Below are 15661 nucleotides of genomic sequence, written 5' to 3'. Positions count from 1 at the left end.
ACAACCCGCCGCACCCTGACAAGGCCGAGCGGTGCACGCCGGGGGCGGCGGGATGCGGGTGGTCGTGCTAGTTCACCGTGAAGGCGTAGGTACGTGTGAAGCTCAGGTAGCCGCGCGCATCGATGGTCCACACCGACAGCGTGTGAGGACCGGCCGTGCCGGGCGTGATGGTCACGATGGGCGTGTCGGCGGAGGTCCGGAGCGTCTCGCCGGAGTCCAGGCGGTAGCCGTACGCGACGACATCCTGCGCACCGTTGGGCGAGAAGGTGAACTCGCCGGGCACGCCGGCACCGCCGCCGGGCGCGTTCTCGGGGTAGACGGTCGAGGTGACCAGCGGCGCCGGGTTCCTCCTGGGGGTGAAGGAGTAGGCACGCTCCGGCCCGGCGCTACCGGCCCGGTCGACCGCACTGACGTACAGGGTTTGGCGGAAGGTACTCGTCGGAGTGAGGGTCACGTCGGCCCTCCCGTCGGCGTCGGCCGTCACCACCCGTGATGAGGGACCGAACCGGTACCTGTAGGAGGCGATGTCGGTGGACTCGCCGGGGGAGAAGGTGAACACACCGGGCGTGCCGACCAGCCCGCCCGTCCCGCTCTCCGGATAGTCCTTGGAGGCGATCACCGGCAGCGTGGGCCGGGTGACGTCGACGGTGAACTCCTGCCAGGCCGTCCAGTCGCTGGTGTCGCTGAGCATCTCCAGGGTCTCCGGGTCCTGGTAGTGATCCTCGGCGCGCACCCGCCACCGGTAGGTCTGGCCGTCGGCGAGCAGACCTTCGGGGATCTCGGTGCAGTGTCTGCCGTCCGAGCTGGGAGAGGAGGCCGCCGAGCCCAGGACGGTGCCGGAGGAGTCAGCCCACTCGAAGCGCGCTGACACCTGGTCGCCGTGCTCCCGGTCGGCGTTGACGATTTCGGCGCCCAGAGTGGGCGTCGTGGTGTTGACGTACCTCGTCGCCGGTCGTGGTTCCGGCCAGCAGGAGTCGTTGAGGTTGATGGCCGGATCGGTGGGCACCTCAGGCACGGTGTTGTACCGGAACATCAGCGACGGCGTGCTGAAGCGGCCGAAGTACGGGTGGTCGACCTGGTCGGTCTCGAAGACTCGCAGGCTCTTGTTCGGCCCGACCTCGTCGGCCGCACGCAGTCCGAAGGTCAGGTGCCGCTCGCCGCGTGCGACGGCCTCCCGTACGAGGTCGCTGATCCGCCAGCTGAAGAAGCAGGCGTCGAAGCCGTCGGCGACCTTCCCGGTGCCGAGGTTCTGCCTCCAGGCGGGCTGGTTGAGCCAGGTGGTCTTCGGGCCGATCTCCCCGGTCAGCCAGAGCTCGATGCCGGGGTCGCAGGCGCCGCTGTTGAGATAGCTCTGGAAGGTGGCGTAGAGCAGCTTCTTGCCGTGCATCGGGCTGATGTCCATGCGGAAGAAGGAACGGAACACGCCGGGTGGTTGGACGCCCGTCCCCACGAGCGCGTCGTCCGCGCTGTTCCAGTGGGAGGTCAATGGCTTGGTCAGGGCGACGTAGGTCCAGGCGAGCTTGAGCGTGCCGGTGGACGCCGACGCGTGTGCCTGCGACGGCGGCATCATGACGAGCGTGACGATGAAGGCGCATAACAGCGCCAGGACACGTTTCACTGTGATTCTCCCCGTTGACGGTTCGGGCCCCTGAATGATCACGGTCGCTCGGGGAGACAACGCGGCGGGGTCGTTTCGGCGACGAATTAATAACTGGGGGAACAGAAATTCGAACGAAAGTCTCGTTAGCGTGCCCGGACCTCTCCTTAATCGCGTTACTGCTGGTCAACGCGGTGCCGGGAGGCGCAACGCCACGCGGATTCGCGTAAACGGCATGTTCGTGACTTCGGCGCGTGTCTGGTGAACGAAAGCGCGATGACGGCCGTCACGGCCGACGTGGTTATTTTTGCGCGGTCTCCGGAAACCGCGAGGGCTACGTTTCCGGGGTGCACGCGAGCCGGTGAAACGCCGCCTCGGCCGGCGACAGCGTGCGGCCCCTTGCGCGTCCGCGGGAGGGGCACGGGCTCACACCAGGAGAAACTCACATGACCATGCCCTCAACCGCCCCATCACGCCGCCGCCGCGGCCTGCGCCTGTCCGCGCTGGCCGCCGTCGTGGCCGCGGGCGCGCTGCTGGCGGGGAACGTCAACTCGGCCGAGGCGGTGCCACCGGAGGTGATCAGCCGGTGGGACAACGAGATCGTCCATTCCAACGCGCTCAGCCCCGGCTTCAGCGGATTTCTGGGGACGGGCTCGTACACGATCACCGCGAAGCTGTACGCCGAGAACTCCGGTGCCTCGGCGATCAACTACCTCTGCACGATCGGTACGGGCCCCAACTCGGACGGCGACATCACCGAGGTGACGCTGGCGCCGCACAGCAGGCACAGCATCTTCCTCAACGTCGTGCACCACTACCCCAGCACGGGGACGCTCAGCTTCGGCTGCTCCAAGCCGGTGGGCGCGTCCCAGGTGGTGATGAGGCAGGTGAAGATCACCGCCGTGAAGGTGAACACGCTGGACAACCAGCCGTTCGGCTGACCGGCACGATGATCTGAGAGGAAGAGGGGCCGCGACTTCCGGAGGTCGCGGCCCCGCTAGCCACCCGCCGTGGGCAGGGCGAAGAGGTTGCCGTTCGAGCTGCCGACGTACACGAGGTCCCCGGCCACGACGGGGGTGGTCTCGACGGTGCCGCCGGTCCGGAAGCTCCATCGCCGCGCTCCGGTGGCGGGGTCGAGCGCGTACAGCGTCCCGTCGTCGCCGCCGACGTAGACGGTCCCCGCGGCGACCACGGGGCCGGAACAGACGCCGTCGCCGACCGGGGAGCTCCATCGTTCCGCCCCGGAGGCCGCGTCCAGCGCGTGCACGCGGGAGTCGGGGGCACCGACGTAGACGAGTCCCTTGGCGGCCGAGACGTCCCAGTCGAAGGTGAGGTCGTCGCCCTGGGCGCGGAAGCTCCACGACCGCCTGCCGGTGGCGGCATCCAGCGCGTACGTGGCGCCGCCCCTGACCAGGAGGTAGACGGCCCCGCCGGCCGTCACCGGAGGAGAGTCGACGGCCCCGTCGACCCGGGAGGTCCAGCGGACCTTCCCGGTGGCCGCGTCCAGGGCGTGCACCTGGCCGTTCGCGCCGGCGGCGTACACGACCCCGCCGGTCACCGCCAGGTCGACGCGCTGCTCGCCGCCGGCCCGGAAACGCCACCGCAGTTCGCCCGACGAGGCGTCCACGGCGTACACGACGCCGTGGTCGCTGCCGAGGAGAACGACGCCGCCGGTCACCACGGGATCGGTGTTGCGCGCGAAGCCCTCGGGGCGGAACCTCCACAACTCCTGGCCGCGGGCCGTGTCCAGCGCGACGACCTCGGAATCCTCGGTGATCGCGTACAGCATGCCGCCCGCCACCACGGGGCCGCGGTCCGCCCTGATCGCGCGGCTCCACCGCCTGCGGCCGGAGGCGGCGTCCAGGGCGACGATCTTGCCGTCGCTCACGGCGTACACGGATCCCTTCACCACCGCCGGGCTTCTCATGATGCTGTCGCCCGCCCGTACGATCCAGCGTGCCGCCCCGGTGCGGGCGTCGAGCGCCTGAAGCGTCCCGTCGCCGCTGCCGGCGTACACGACGCCGTCGATCACCACCGGCTCGGGATAGACGCTCCCGTCGGTGGGGTGGCTCCAGCCGCGCCTGAGCGCTGGGGCGGGCGCCTGGACGCCCGGCTGGTAGCGTGCCAGCAGGTTGTCCAGCAGCAGCGGGGTGACGAGCCGCAGCGCCCGCCGCGAGGTGGAGCTGAGCCGGACTATGACCGGGCCCGCGTTGACGACCGTCTCGCCGAAGTTCCCGGCCGGCACGGCCACGGTACGGGAGAAATGATGACTGCTCTCGTCGGAGGGGTCGAAGGTGTCGTTCTTCCTGGAATAGGCGGCTGCCCGGGCGAAGAGCTCTCGCGCGTCCGCGGCCGAGGCGGACACCCAGTCGATCGAGAGCGTGAGGACGGGGGCGTCGTCCGTGGGCGGCACCCAGTCGCATGCTCCGGGGTTCGGCAGCGCGATTCCGGCCAGCTTCTTCGCCGAAGGGACGGCGCGATAGCCGTCTGCCAGGACGCGCAGGTCACGATCGGTCAGCAGGGCACAGGCGTCCGGCCACGCCGCCCCGGGGATGCCACCGAACACGGCGGGTCCGGTGGCGAGCCCGTAGCCGAGCCGGTAGGCGATGATCCGGCCCTCGTGATGGACGAAGGCCATGTCGCGGATCGTCCCGACGAGGGACGCGGCGTCTCGGGGCAGGGTGAGCGGCAGCCCGCCCATGCGGCCGGTGTCGGTGTCCAGCGAGAGCAGATAGGCGGGCAACGGCCACTGTCCGTTCAGGGCCAGCTCCCCGTGCTCGCCGATCGTGGGGTACGCGCCGGCGAACAGCGGCCGGGTCCACCGCGTCAGCCCGGTCGTCGCGACGGCATCGCGGGCGCTGGACAGCCGCCGGCCGTCCGGCGCGAAGAAGAAGCCTTCGTTCCCCGAGATGGCGTAGACATATCCCTCAGGACCGGCCTGGACGTCCATCTGGGGCGGGTCTCCGACCCCAGGGGCGACCGGCAGCGAGAAGGTGGACGGCATGCGGCGCGTCCATTCCGGTCGCAGGGTGCGCGGATCCGTGGAGGCGAGCTGGACGACGTTCCCCGCGCAGTAGCTGAGGAGCATCACCGGCTGGTCGGTCGCGGCGCCCACCAGGTCGCAGTGTCCGGGGTGGACCGCGCGCGTCTGCGTCCTCCCGGTGCGGAGGTCGAGGGAGTGCAGGTCGAACGGCTCGGCCGACCGCTCGACGACCAGGATGCCGCGCCGGGTCACCATGATCCGCGGCCCCCCGTACGTACCGACATCCTCTGATCTGTCCTGGGTGGAGACGACGACCGTTCGCTGCCACAGTGCGGCGCCCGTGGTCAGGTCGTAGCCGTACAGGGCCTGCCCGGCCACGTCCGGGACGCCCTTCGACACGACGAGCGTGTCGGGCGCGACCCAGACGCCGGTGATGGGGGCGGGGAAGCGGGGGTCGACGGGGACGTCCCGCAGGATCTTCCCCGTACGCGGATCGTGCACCCGTACCGTGCCTTGTCGCCTCGCCACGGCCAGAGCCTGGTCGGACACCGCGGCGATCAGAGCGTCGGCTTCGGCGGACGCTGACCAGGCCGGGCGCCACGCGACCGGCACCAGCGGGAGACGCGGCGCGTCCGCGACCAGGAGCAGGATCGCCAGCAGGACGGCGCCGGTGCGGAGCCTCCGCATGTTCAGCACCCCTTGGCCTTCGGGTACGTCTCGCAGACCTGTTCGCGGGAGAGCGGCTCCCAGCCGCCCAACGGGGAGTCGCCGTAGTAGGAGCGGTAGGACCTGGCGGCCCCGGTGAGCCGGAACGGGGTCTTGTCCGGCCCGTTGATCACTATCTCCTCGGTCCGGTCCTCCGCCAGCACGGTCAGAACGAGATCGAACTCGTAGTACGCCTTCTTGCCAGTGATCGTCATGTTGAGGGTGACCCGCTCGTCCCGTTTCAGGTCGATCTGCTTCTTCGTGAAGTAGGGGATCCGCGGATCCTTGGACATGGTGAAACGGGGAGCCTTCTGATCCAGGTCGGCGGCGAGTTCGACGGTGCCGGTCTCCCCGGCGCCGGCGGCGGTCAGCCGCGCGCCGTCCGACACCGGCCCGCGGGTGAGGACGCGCGGCTTCATGTCGACGATGCGCAGGCTGCCGCGGTTGCCGACGAGAGTCACGGTGACGTTCATGATGTCGATCCGGGCTCTGTGGTGGCGGGTCAGGGCCGCCTCACGTGCCGCGTCGGCCGCGCTCGCCCTCAGGGCCACCCGCCCGGCGGGGTCGGTCACCGGTTCCCTCAAGGCGGTGACCTGGCCGGCGTAGTCGATGGCCACGTGGCCGACCGTGATCGGGGGCCCGCCGCCGAGGCGGTCCAGGGTGTCCGTTCCGCGCGCGTTGAACCACGTGCTGAACACGACCCCGATCGCCGCGATGAGCACGGCGCTGATGATCCCGGCCAGCCACGTCCGCGTCGCCTTCCAGCCCCCGGACGCGGCCGGCTGCTCGGCCTCTCCGGTCCGCGGAGCGGGTCGAGCAGATCTGGCACGTTTGTTCTGACGCGCTTTGGCCATGGGACCGCCCCCTCGCTGTATATCGGTACGGCGGCCGTAACGTTGCGCGAGCCGGACCGCCGACGCATGTCAGCCGCGAAGCAGACCGAGGATGTGCGGCCAGGCCGCGGCTCCGAGACCGGCGTCGGCGGCAGCGTCACCCGCAGATCCAGCCCTGGGCCGACATTGCCCCACACCACTGAGGTAGGCGACATCGCCACGACGCCGTCGACACGCGGGTCATGGACGGAGGTGAGCAGGGCGGCCTCCGCCCCTTTGGACGACTGCGAAGGAACCGCTCGACCTTCGATGCATTCCTCGATGCTGCGCCACAGCTCGACCGATGTACCGGAGCCGGCGATTCCGGGCCAGAAGGGAAGAACGGTAGGGCGCCCGGGGCTCGAACCCGGAACTTACGGATTAAAAGCCGACAGAAATTATCCCGGGCCTGCCACACCGTATTTTCCGAGCCGGTCCGTTACGTACCGTCCCGGCCCGATCACGAACCCGGGCGAATCATCGACCCGGAACATATTGTAGCGACTCGACTCATATCCGTAATCGTCTATATCCACCTTATTGGGTGGGAGCAGAGGTCCGGGTCTCCTTCGTCGTGTTCGACCAGGATGCGGGCCTGTTCGGCCTGGTGGACGGCCGGTTCGGGTCACAGCGGGATGAGCCGTACGGCTTTATGCGCGCTCATCTCGCCTGACTTCGCGATGATTACGGTTCGGGTTGAGTGAAGACCGTGGGTGCTGTTACCTTCGCACGGTGGACGACAGGCGTGCACGTGCGGAGATAATCGAGGACTTTGCGGCGACGCTGCGTGAGCTACGCAATGCGGTCGGCAACCCACCTTTCCGGGAGATGTCCGGCCGGTCGGGGGCGATTTCTCACACGACGTTGCACGAAGCCACGAAGGGTAACCGGCTCCCGAGTTGGGAGACCACCGTCGAATTCGTCAAGGTGTGTAACGCGGACCCGGCCGCATACCGCGAACGCTGGGAGAGAGCCAACCGCGTGGTCAGATCGACGAGCGCCGGGGATCCCTCGATCCGCGCGGACGCCTCGGTGGACCGTCCGTCTGGTGAACTCGCAGCCTCCGCCACGGGCGCCGCGGAGCTTCGCACCGTGCACCTCGCCTTCGGGTCACAAGCGCCCCGGTCGGCCGGCGAGACCGCGGTATTCGTGGCCACGCCGCCGTCCGGCGAGTTCGCGGGCGACGTCCGTCCTCTGCTTCCTGCGCCGCGGAGCAGAGGACGATTACGGCTGACCGGCCCGGCCGCGCTCGCGACAGCGGCTGTCATCGTGGGGGCAGCGGTCCTCGTCGTGGCCGTCGTCAATCGCGGCTCCGGGCCCGACGGACACAGCCTGAACCCGACCGGGAGCCCCTCGATTGCCGCGCCGTCCCCAACCGATTGCCCGGTGCGTTCGACCAACCCGCCTTGGGCCCCGCCGTTGCACAAGGGTGATGCGGCCGCGTTCATCGAGGATGTCACGCTTGCCGACTGCACCCGCGTCGGTCCCGACAAGACCATGACGAAGGTATGGCGGCTCAAGAACGCCGGCACTGTGCCATGGAAGGGATATTCGCTGCGTCGCCTCGACCTCACGCAGCAAGCCGACCAATGCCAGACCATCTCCGACGTGCCGATCAAGGACACGCAACCTGGCGAGACAGTCGACATCCGGACCGACATCACCACGCCCAGGAAGCCGGGCTTGTGCTACGTGCGGTTCAAGATGGTGGACGCTTCGGGAGCGGTCGTGTTCCCCGGAAGCCGGCCGATCAACTTCCAGATCATCGTCGATGCACCCTAGTTCCCCGACGTGCGTGGCACGCCGGGGAACCGGAGTCGGACGGTCTCAGGGGAGTCAGGAGCCGAGAACGATCCCTGTGTAGTAGTGCTGGAGGATCCTGGAGTAGCTCCAGCCCGCTCTGGCCTTGTCGCGAGAGCCGTACTGCGACATCCAGTCGCCGTCGACCCAATTACCGCACGCCGTCGTCGTGGAGCAGTACTGGGCCCGGAAGATCTTCCCGCTGCGGGTCAGCCGGGCGCCCCAGGTCGCGTCCACCGCGGCGCTCGTCACCGCCTTCGCGGAGCCGGGCTTGTACACCTGACTCGACGTGTGGTCGTAGACGTCGAAGCACCGGCCGTCTGCCGTCTTGCGGTTGGAGTGCAGCGCCCAGTACCAGCCGAAGTTCTTCACGGCCATCGCCCCGGCCTTGAGGGACTCGCTCGGCCAGCTCGACACCCACTCGTTGGGCAGGACGTTCTTGACGTAGGTCTTGAACTCCACCCGCTCCACGCGATCGAGGGACTTCCGGTACACGAGGATCGTCGTGGGCAGCTTGGTGTCCGTGCCGTCGGTCTTGCACCCGGTCGGCGTCGGCGATGTGGAACTCAGGAACTCGTGTGAGGCGTTCTGGTTCTTGAGGGCGGGCTTCAGGTTGCCTTTGGCGCCTGCGGCGAAGTCCTGGTAGTCGCCGGTGTGGCCGCTGTTGAAGTAGACGCGGACGGTTTTGCTACTGCGGTTCCAGACGGAGGCGGCGGCGTTCTTGATGCATTTGCCCTTGCCTTCGCCGGGTCCCTTGAAGTCGTAGCAGGTGGGCTGGGTGGTGGCGTAGTCGTCGATCGATCCGGTGAAGTCGGAGACCGATCCTTGGTTGTTGCTGTTGAAGTAGTAGCAGAACTCGCCGGTGTCACAGATGCCGTCGCGGTTCGCGGCCGAGGCGGGCGCGGCGGTGGCGAGGACCGTCCCGCCGAGCGCCATCGCGGCGGTCGCCGCGGCGAGCCGCGAGATCAGCCGGACAGTTCGTAAAGGCACAGTTGTCTTCCTCTTCTTGTCGGTGGCCGCGAAGCGTTATCGGATGCTGTAGCCCTGGGAGTTCCAGAACGAGGTGGGGTTCGGGTTGTCCAGGTGCGAGTCGCCGACGCTCTTGGCCGCACGCGTCTGCCGTCCGGAGCGCACCTCGACGTGGGTGTGTGCGGATGAACGGCTCGACACTCCATGCCACGACTCGGTGGCGATGAGCTGGCCGCGGCTGATCTGCTGGCCCACGCGCAAGGAGGACAGCGGAGCGGTGTGCAGGTAGATCACCGTCTTGTTCGATGCGGCGTTGTAGATGGCGATCGTGGAAAGTCCCGCCCTGCCGGTGGATCCGCGTGCAACGTTGATGAGCTGGCCCGCCACCAGGTTGTAAACATTCGAGCCCACGCTGCGGGCGAAGTCGATGCCTTCGTGCCGACCGGGGGTGGATTCGTAACCGTCGAAGCCGCAGGTGATGCCGCCGCTGGCCTTGTAGAGCGAGGACGACATGTTGCTGCGCGCCGATGATGACGGGCTGAACTGGTGTGAGGCGTTCTGGTTCTTGAGGGCGGGCTTCAGGTTGCCTTTGGCGCCTGCGGCGAAGTCCTGGTAGTCGCCGGTGTGGCCGCTGTTGAAGTAGACGCGGACGGTTTTGCTACTGCGGTTCCAGACGGAGGCGGCGGCGTTCTTGATGCATTTGCCCTTGCCTTCGCCGGGTCCCTTGAAGTCGTAGCAGGTGGGCTGGGTGGTGGCGTAGTCGTCGATCGATCCGGTGAAGTCGGAGACCGATCCTTGGTTGTTGCTGTTGAAGTAGTAGCAGAACTCGCCGGTATCGCAGACACCGTCGCGGTTCGCAGCCGAGGCGGGCGCGGCGGTGCCGAGGACCGTCCCGCCGAGCGCCATCGCGGCGGTCGCCGCGGTGAGGATCCTGGTGAACGTTCTCATGCTGTTCTCTTTTCTGTTTGCGGAGCCTGGGTTTTCGGATGGATGAGTCAGCGGCGCTGGTATTCCTCCCAGGTGCGGATGGTCACCTTCGGGCCGTCGTCCGGGCCACGGCCGGCGAGTCCGTTCAGGCCGAGGTAGTAGTCACCGATCTGGCGCTGGGCCTGGCTGGAGAGGCTTGTGTCGCTGATGGCGGCGGCGTGGATGTGCCACGGCCAGTCGTCCTGCTGGGGGCTACGCAGCCATGCGGCGAAGCCGACAAGGCGCAACGCGCGGACGGCCGCGGTGCGGGTGGCGGAATTCATCCCCTTCACCGAGATGTCGACGACGCCGCCGCCGTCGTGGGTGCCCGCGGACGTGGGGTCGCCGCCGGGGTTGTACGAACCCTGATCCAGCTTGAGATCGCGGCCGAGCAGCCGCTTGGCCTCCGCCAGCATGTTTCGCGTGCGGGTGTTGATGACGAAACCGCCGGTGGACACCCGGGTGCCCGGATCGATGATGTCGGTGACCTTGAAGCGGCCGGTACCGAGCTTGGTGAGCGACGTCTTGCCTGGCAGGCCGTTGGCGTCAAGACCACTGAGGCCGAGCGACTTCTGGTAGTTCGCGTAGGCGGCGACCGTTGTGGTGCCGAAGTAACCGTCCACCCACTTCGCGTCGAGAAAGTGTCGGTCACGCAGCGCCTGCTCAACGAGGAGCACGCTGGCCTTGGCGCCCGGGGTCAGCGCGCTGTCGGGCCGCCGCGGGTCGATCTGGGCCGCCTTGACAGCGGCTTCCATGTTCAGGCTCGGAAGGGCCTCAGCGTCAGCCATCTGTGCCGCCGACGCCTCGGACACTCCGGTCAGCGAAGCGAACAGGACGGCCGCCATGAGGGCAGCGGCGCGTGAGGGCAACTTCATCGTTACTCCTGGTTCAGGGGCTGGGGCGATTCCTGTGTGGCGGAAACCAACGTTTCGGTTCGCTCACGTGTCCGCTAGAAGATCGGTGTTGTCAGCCTGTTCGACAGGCTTCTCCGTACGGGCGTACGCACCGTTTGACAGGCGATCCGATGGCGAGAAACGCCAGCTCAGAGCGGATTACGAGGCGGTACACAGGCTCGCGTTCGGCCACGACGGCCCCACAGATGCCCGAGGCGGCCACTTACGAGGACGGCTCGGTTCCCGAACGCTCCGCGAGCGGCCGGCGGGGTCCCGTTGCCGCCCGATGTGGGGTTTGCGTAACTGAGGCCGACGGCCTAGCCGCCAAGGCGGATGATCCCACGCGTGGCCGCCACGGTCACGGCGGCGGTGCGGTCGTCGACGTCGAGCTTGGCGAAGATGTGCAGCAGGTGGGTCTTGACCGTGGCCTCGCTGATGCACAGGTGGGCGGCGATGGCCTTGTTGCTCATCCCCTGGGCGACCGCGCCCAGGACCTCGATCTCCCGGCCGCTGAGGGCGCCGGGCGCGTCGGCGCGCGCCCACGACAACACCCGGGTCGCTACCGCCGGAGACAGGGCGCTCTCCCCTCGGGCCGCCGCCCTGATGGCGTCGAACAGCTGCTCACGGCGGGTGTCCTTGAGCAGGTAACCGATCGCTCCGGCGTCGATGGCACGGGAGATGTCGCTGTCGGTGTCATAGGTGGTCAGGACGATCACCCTGGCGTCGGGGTCGTGCTCGCGGATCCGGCTGATCGCTGTCGCGCCGTCGAGCTCGGGCATCTGCAGGTCCATCAGCGTGACATCCGGCCGCAGGTCACGCGTCAGCCGTACCGCGTCCGAGCCTGAGACCGCCTCGCCGACCACCTCAAGGTCGTCCTGGGTGCCGAGCATCGCCCGGATGCCGTCACGGACCACCGGGTGGTCGTCGGCGATCAGGACCCGGATCGCGCCCCGCGCGGTCATCTCGATGCCACCGGGAGGCTGGCCACGATCGTGGTGCCCTCCCCGGACGCGCTTTCCACGAGGAGCGTGCCGCCGAGCTGCTCCATCCGCTCAAGCATGATCAGTAGGCCGTGGCCGGAGGCGGCCCGCTCGGGATCGAAGCCGTCGCCGTCGTCGTGGACATCCAGCACGACCAGGTCCTCCATGTACGACAGGGTCAGGGTGACCTGCTCGGCGTGGGCATGGCGGCGGGCGTTGGCGACCGCCTCCTGCGCCACCCGCAGCAGTTCGACCTGGACGTGCGCGTCCAGGGGCCGCGGCGCCCCGGTGATCACGGTGTGTGCGTCGATGCCGGTCTCGTCGGCCAGCCGGCCCGACAGCCGCCGCAGCGCCTCCGGCAGGCCGCCGCCGTCGAGCTCGCCGGGCCGCAGCGCCTGCACCACGCGGCGGCTTTCCGCGAGGTTCTCCCTGGCCGCCCGCAACGCCTGGGTCAGGTGCCGGTCGTCCGGCAACCGCTCCTGCGTCGCCTCCAGCAGCATCACCACGCTGGCGAACCCCTGGGTCAGGCTGTCGTGGATGTCGCGAGCCAGCCGCTGCCGCTCGGCGGCCACGCCCGCCTGCCGTTCGGCCGCCGCCCGCGCCTCCTGGGCGGCCTGCAACTGGTCGATCAGCTCCTTGCGCTCGGCGCTCTGCCGCGCCACCGAATAGAAGTACCCGACCGAGGCGGCCGCGCTGATCGCGATCAGCGCGGTGATGGCGATCTCGGTCCAGGTGATCGACCCGCCTTCGTGGTAGCTGTGCCACAACCAGCCCCCGGCGCACGACAGCACCGCGACCAGCCCGATACGCACGGCGTCCATGCAGTACGGCACGAGCACGCTCAGGCAGACCACCAGGAAGGACGAGTCGATCGCGAACAGCCCCAGCCAGAGCAGCCCGCCGCCGACCACGTACGGCAGGGGCACTTCACCCGCCGGAGGCGTGCGCATCACGAACCACACCGCATACCAGGCGGCCAGCCCGGCCACGAGCGCCACCGGCAGGACCTGACCCACCTCCATCAGCGGCCCGGCCGAGGTCAGCACCAGCCACGAGGCGAAGAAGGCGTGCTGCCACCGGCGCCGGGATCGTTCCCAGGACTCCACAGCACCGACGATAATCAGCCACCCGCCGGTCCTGCATCAACCAGTCGACTGACTCAGCGATCGGTGTCCCGCTCGATGTGCGCGCAGCCGCACCGGAGCAAGACTCGACGGCGTGACAGCCATCCCCAGTCCGTCCCAAGCCGTCTGGTACCTCGGCCCGCTGCCCATCCGCGCCTACTCCCTGCTCATGGTGCTCGCCGTCGCCGTCGGCATCTGGGTCACCCAACGCCGCTGGACGGCCCGCGGCGGCGAGCGTGGCGTGGTGGGGGACATCGCCACATGGGCCGTGCCGTTCGGTCTGATCGGTGCGCGGATCTACCACGTGGCCACCGACTGGCAGCAGTACTTCGGCCCCGGCAAGAACCCCCTGCGCGCCTTCGCGATCTGGGAGGGCGGGATCAGCATCTGGGGCGCCGTCGCCGGCGGCGCGCTGGGCGCGTGGCTGGCCTGCCGCCGGCGCGGCATTCCGCTGCGCGACTTCGCCGACGCCGTCGCGCCCGGGATCGCACTCGGGCAGGCGATCGCCCGCTGGGGCAATTGGTTCAACCAGGAGTTGTACGGCAGACCGACCACCCTGCCCTGGGCGCTCGAGATCGACCCCGCCCACCGACCGCCGGGCATGGAATCCACGGCCACCTACCACCCGACCTTCCTTTACGAGTCGCTGTGGAACCTGGGCGTGGCCGGGCTCGTCCTCTGGGCCGAGCGGCGCTTCCGGCTGGACCGTGGCCGGGTGTTCGCCCTGTACGCCGCGGCCTACACCACCGGCCGCGCCTGGATCGAGTGGCTGCGCATGGACCCCGCCCCGCTCATCCTGGGGCTGCGCTTCAACGTCTGGACCGCGCTGCTGGTCTTCGGGGCGGCAGTCGCCTACCTGACCGCCACCCGCCAGACGCCGACCACTGACCCCCGGCCTGCCTGATGTCACGCTCTACCGGTGCGCCGCTGCCCGTCCGAATGCGCGGGAAGGCGGAGTCAGGTGCCGGGGTCCTGGACGTAGCGCTCAAAACGGGGGATGAAGCGCGTGCCCAGCAGCCGTCGCCAGCCGCGTGGCCGCCCGGCCATCGCCAGGGCGAGCGGAGCCGAGTCGAAGTACGAGATCCGCTCGGCGACCAGCCCGTCCACGAGCACGAAGCGATCGACCGCCGTCCAGGCCAATTCGCGCCCGCCGAACGTGCCGCTGAGAGTGAACTCGATGAAGATCGCGTCGTGGGTGGCACTCCAGCGGTGGACAGTCGCGTGGATGTCCGGGACGAGTTCGAAGAGCCGAGCGAATGCCGCCCGGCACTCGTCACGTCCCCGCAGCGTGCCCATCAGCGGCTGCGTGAGGACGATCTGGTCGCTCCACAGCGCCTCGTGCTTGCGCAGATCGGGCGTCCGCCAGCCATCCTTGAACTTCTCGACGAACGCGGCGGCGGTGTCGTGATCAATGACGTCGGGGGTGATGGCTGGCCGCATGATCCGACTGTAGGACCCGCCGCAAGGGGTGTCATCCCGGATCCTGGGAACATCGGAGCCCGGGTGCGGTGCAGCGTGGCATCCGAACTGGGTGAGCCCGCCGCAGACCTGCTTGCCCGCCCTGACCGGGCCCGCATCGCGGTCCGCACTCCTGCGCCCGCCCGCCGATGCGACGCCCCGAGCAGGTAGCACGGTAATACTGTGGCCGGATCGCGAGCCCGCGCGATCCGGCCACAGGTCATGGGATCAGCCGCCGCAGTGTTCGAAGGGGCTCTCGTACGTGCTCGTCCCGGCCTTGCCGCCCCACTTGACGCACTTGTCGGCGGCGGTGGCCCGGATGGGTCCGGCGTAGTAGTCGAAGTTCCCGGTGTCGGTGGCCCGGGGCTTGCCCTTGACCTCCAGGAAGGCGGCGGTGGCGGTGGCCTTGCCCAGCGAGGTCTTCTTGATCGTGGCCACGCAGTTGTTCCCGTTGGCCGAGTTGTACAGCAGGAAGACAGTGCCCGACGTGCCCAGCGCGTTGGAGTCGATCACCTTGTAGCCCGTGCCGCACACGGACTCGGCGGTGTGCGGGTTGGTGCCCCCGCCGCCCCCGCCACTGTTGCCGGTGACGTACTGCATGTACTTGGTCCAGTTCCAGTACCGGCCGGGGTCGGTGTGGTCGGCGCCCGGGACCTCGTTGTGGCCCACGATGTGGGTGCGGTCCTTGGGGATGCCGTACCGGTCGGCGATGTTGCGGGTCAGCGCCGCCGACGCGCGGTACATGGAGTCGGTGAACCACGTCGCGTTGTCGACGAAGCCCTCGTGCTCGATGCCGACCGAGCGCCGGTTGTAGTTGCCGGCGTGGAAGGCCCGGTTCTTCTCCCTGACTGTCTGGGTGATGGCGCCGTCGGAGGAGCGGACGACGTAGTGGGCCGAGGTGGGGTTCGGCCGGGGCCCGGTCTGGAACCAGGAGATGGTGCCGGCGTAGCTGCCCTGGGTCACGTGGATGACGATGCGGTCGATGGCGTCGCTGGTCGGCCGGTTGGAGACGGCGTAGTTGCTGCTGTGCGCCGGAGCCCACCTGGCCGACGGGTAGTCGGTGCTCGCCGCCAGCGTGCTGGGCTTGTCCAGGTCGTCGGCGTTGGCGTACGGGCCTCGGTCCGGCGTCACAGTGCTCGAAGGCACGGTGACGGTCTCGCCGCCGGGCGTCGTGGCGCGGATGCCTTTGGCGAGTTCCTCGTACACGGTGTCGGCGTACAGCCGGGCGACCGCGGGCGAGGAGGCGCCGCTGTACTTGGCGATCGCCTGGTACCACTTGCCCGCGTCCTTGCGGGCGGTGGCGTCCAGCTTGAG

General features: G+C 68.9%; 14 protein-coding genes. 4 read left to right on the top strand and 10 right to left on the bottom strand.

What is annotated here, in order from left to right; translation table 11 throughout:
- Positions 1-67: 67 nt before the first annotated feature.
- The gene (locus ACIBI9_RS23040) at positions 68-1618 is read right to left on the bottom strand and encodes a hypothetical protein (protein WP_397224209.1); all 1551 of its coding nucleotides are present in this window, start codon (positions 1616-1618) and stop codon (positions 68-70) included.
- Between the two features lie 425 nt (positions 1619-2043).
- On the opposite strand from ACIBI9_RS23040, the gene ACIBI9_RS23035 reads away from it, so the two are divergent.
- Positions 2044-2538, top strand: coding sequence for a hypothetical protein (locus ACIBI9_RS23035; RefSeq protein WP_397224208.1), 495 nt, complete (start codon positions 2044-2046; stop codon positions 2536-2538).
- A gap of 56 nt (positions 2539-2594) precedes the next feature.
- Here the strand turns inward: ACIBI9_RS23035 and ACIBI9_RS23030 are convergent, their stop codons facing one another.
- On the bottom strand, positions 2595-5267 hold the full coding sequence (locus ACIBI9_RS23030; protein ID WP_397224207.1) for a PQQ-binding-like beta-propeller repeat protein: 2673 nt from the start codon (positions 5265-5267) through the stop codon (positions 2595-2597).
- Between the two features lie 2 nt (positions 5268-5269).
- Positions 5270-6139 (bottom strand): hypothetical protein, encoded by an 870-nt coding sequence (locus ACIBI9_RS23025; protein WP_397224206.1) that lies wholly within the window; start codon positions 6137-6139, stop codon positions 5270-5272.
- Positions 6140-6701: 562 nt separating this feature from the next.
- Between ACIBI9_RS23025 and ACIBI9_RS23020 the strand changes: the two genes are divergently transcribed.
- Both ACIBI9_RS23020 and ACIBI9_RS23015 read left to right on the top strand, forming a co-directional pair.
- Positions 6702-6830: a hypothetical protein gene (locus tag ACIBI9_RS23020; protein WP_397224205.1), complete on the top strand. Its 129-nt coding sequence runs from the start codon at positions 6702-6704 to the stop codon at positions 6828-6830.
- A gap of 59 nt (positions 6831-6889) precedes the next feature.
- Positions 6890-7939: an NBR1-Ig-like domain-containing protein gene (locus tag ACIBI9_RS23015; RefSeq protein WP_397224204.1), complete on the top strand. Its 1050-nt coding sequence runs from the start codon at positions 6890-6892 to the stop codon at positions 7937-7939.
- Positions 7940-7993: 54 nt separating this feature from the next.
- Here ACIBI9_RS23015 and ACIBI9_RS23010 read toward each other — a convergent pair whose 3' ends face one another.
- The 5 genes from ACIBI9_RS23010 to ACIBI9_RS22990 form a co-directional block, all read right to left on the bottom strand.
- Positions 7994-8947 carry a SpoIID/LytB domain-containing protein gene (locus ACIBI9_RS23010; protein ID WP_397224203.1) on the bottom strand — a complete coding sequence of 318 codons (954 nt, stop codon included), beginning with the start codon at positions 8945-8947 and terminating at the stop codon, positions 7994-7996.
- 36 nt (positions 8948-8983) lie between these two features.
- On the bottom strand, positions 8984-9874 hold the full coding sequence (locus ACIBI9_RS23005) for a peptidase inhibitor family I36 protein (protein WP_397224202.1): 891 nt from the start codon (positions 9872-9874) through the stop codon (positions 8984-8986).
- 47 nt (positions 9875-9921) lie between these two features.
- On the bottom strand, positions 9922-10737 hold the full coding sequence (locus tag ACIBI9_RS23000; protein ID WP_397224201.1) for a peptidoglycan-binding protein: 816 nt from the start codon (positions 10735-10737) through the stop codon (positions 9922-9924).
- Positions 10738-11102: 365 nt separating this feature from the next.
- Positions 11103-11747, bottom strand: coding sequence for a response regulator (locus ACIBI9_RS22995; protein ID WP_397224200.1), 645 nt, complete (start codon positions 11745-11747; stop codon positions 11103-11105).
- Positions 11744-12871 (bottom strand): sensor histidine kinase, encoded by a 1128-nt coding sequence (locus ACIBI9_RS22990; protein WP_397224199.1) that lies wholly within the window; start codon positions 12869-12871, stop codon positions 11744-11746. The genes ACIBI9_RS22995 and ACIBI9_RS22990 overlap by 4 nt, the downstream gene beginning before the upstream one ends.
- A gap of 112 nt (positions 12872-12983) precedes the next feature.
- Between ACIBI9_RS22990 and lgt the strand changes: the two genes are divergently transcribed.
- Positions 12984-13793, top strand: coding sequence for a prolipoprotein diacylglyceryl transferase (gene lgt / locus ACIBI9_RS22985; protein ID WP_397224198.1), 810 nt, complete (start codon positions 12984-12986; stop codon positions 13791-13793).
- A gap of 53 nt (positions 13794-13846) precedes the next feature.
- Here lgt and ACIBI9_RS22980 read toward each other — a convergent pair whose 3' ends face one another.
- Together ACIBI9_RS22980 and ACIBI9_RS22975 are read right to left on the bottom strand one after the other, a co-directional pair.
- On the bottom strand, positions 13847-14329 hold the full coding sequence (locus ACIBI9_RS22980) for a nuclear transport factor 2 family protein (protein WP_397224197.1): 483 nt from the start codon (positions 14327-14329) through the stop codon (positions 13847-13849).
- Positions 14330-14575: 246 nt separating this feature from the next.
- A partial coding sequence (locus ACIBI9_RS22975) for an N-acetylmuramoyl-L-alanine amidase (protein ID WP_397224196.1) occupies positions 14576-15661 on the bottom strand: 1086 nt, incomplete at its 5' end.

This window comes from Nonomuraea sp. NPDC050451 (assembly GCF_044458585.1).
The sequence above is the reverse complement of the archived record's forward strand: the minus strand, read 5'-3'. Positions and strand labels throughout refer to the sequence as shown.

Bases quoted from the DNA above. Each gene is read 5' to 3' on its own strand.
- ACIBI9_RS23035 (WP_397224208.1), top strand. From the start codon at position 2,044: ATGACCATGCCCTCAACCGCCCCATCACGCCGCCGCCGCGGCCTGCGC.
- ACIBI9_RS23030 (WP_397224207.1), bottom strand. From the start codon at position 5,267: ATGCGGAGGCTCCGCACCGGCGCCGTCCTGCTGGCGATCCTGCTCCTG.
- ACIBI9_RS23025 (WP_397224206.1), bottom strand. From the start codon at position 6,139: ATGGCCAAAGCGCGTCAGAACAAACGTGCCAGATCTGCTCGACCCGCT.
- ACIBI9_RS23005 (WP_397224202.1), bottom strand. From the start codon at position 9,874: ATGAGAACGTTCACCAGGATCCTCACCGCGGCGACCGCCGCGATGGCG.
- ACIBI9_RS23000 (WP_397224201.1), bottom strand. From the start codon at position 10,737: ATGGCGGCCGTCCTGTTCGCTTCGCTGACCGGAGTGTCCGAGGCGTCG.
- ACIBI9_RS22995 (WP_397224200.1), bottom strand. From the start codon at position 11,747: ATGACCGCGCGGGGCGCGATCCGGGTCCTGATCGCCGACGACCACCCG.
- ACIBI9_RS22980 (WP_397224197.1), bottom strand. From the start codon at position 14,329: ATGCGGCCAGCCATCACCCCCGACGTCATTGATCACGACACCGCCGCC.